The organism is Aromatoleum evansii, from assembly GCF_012910805.1.
GTDB lineage: Bacteria > Pseudomonadota > Gammaproteobacteria > Burkholderiales > Rhodocyclaceae > Aromatoleum > Aromatoleum evansii.
Genome location: NZ_WTVK01000294.1, coordinates 1 through 394 on the forward strand (window position 1 = coordinate 1; position 394 = coordinate 394).

Genomic DNA, 394 nt, shown 5'->3' on the forward strand with positions numbered 1-394 from the left:
GATAGGGGAAGTCCGGCGGCATCCGGTAGTCGACCGAGATGACCTTGTAGCCGCCGAAGCCCGCCATCATGATGGCTTCCGGCAGCGCGGCTTCGCCGGGGCCGAACACGTAGCCGCCGCCGTGCACATGGATCAGCAGGCGCCGCCGGTTCTCGAGCGCGATCTTGTTCGGCGTCACGACATAGCAGTGCACGCCGGCGATTGTTTTCTCCTCGACCTTGACGCCGAGCTTCGCCTTCATCGCCGGGATATTCGCGATGGCTTGCTTGGCGCGGCGATCGATCAGCTCCTTCCATTCCGCTGATGTCTTCGGGTCGGCGTTGAAATGCGGCGGATAGGCCGTGCCGATCATGGCCTGCATCTCGGGAGAGACGTCAGCGGTGGGGTTACCGAT

1 protein-coding gene is annotated in these 394 nt (G+C 63.7%); it reads right to left on the bottom strand.

The window, feature by feature from the left end; all coding sequences use genetic code 11:
* Positions 1-394: alpha/beta hydrolase (locus GO615_RS28385; protein ID WP_169133122.1), on the bottom strand; the 394-nt coding region annotated here is incomplete at both ends.